Annotated in this window: 2 protein-coding genes; both read right to left on the reverse strand. The window is 55.0% G+C overall.

Going from position 1 to position 331, the window contains the following annotated elements; genetic code table 11:
• Positions 1 to 118, reverse strand: a 118-nt coding sequence (locus tag EZM41_RS06640) for a 50S ribosomal protein L11 methyltransferase (protein ID WP_269778875.1), incomplete at its 3' end; no start/stop codon positions are given.
• 65 nt (positions 119 to 183) lie between these two features.
• A complete protein-coding gene (locus EZM41_RS14670; protein WP_446697818.1) occupies positions 184 to 309 on the reverse strand; it encodes a UDP binding domain-containing protein in 126 nt (41 codons plus the stop codon).
• Positions 310 to 331: the final 22 nt, after the last annotated feature.

Here is a 331-nt window from a genome sequence, read left to right on the forward strand (position 1 = left end):
GATCTACGTCCCTCGCATAGACCTTGCGCGCTCCCAAGCGCCAGCACGCTATAGAGAGTATCCCGGAGCCGCTGCCCACATCTATCGCTGTCATACCGGGGCGGCAATGGCGACTCAAGGTGCATGGATGAAGTAGCCGACGAATCTGTTCATCTTGTCATTACATCTCCGCCATATTGGCAATTAAAAGATTATGGAAACGAGAAGCAGATTGGCTTCAATGATTCTCTTGGCTATCGCCACGGCGGGCGACTCGCGCACGTCGTCGGTGTCGGGCTTGAAGCTCAATCCCCAAAGCGCTATGCGCACGCCCTTAAGGTCGCCGTTGAAA

It is taken from the genome of Acetomicrobium sp. S15 = DSM 107314 (assembly GCF_016125955.1).
GTDB classification, from domain to species: Bacteria; Synergistota; Synergistia; order Synergistales; family Thermosynergistaceae; genus Thermosynergistes; species Thermosynergistes pyruvativorans.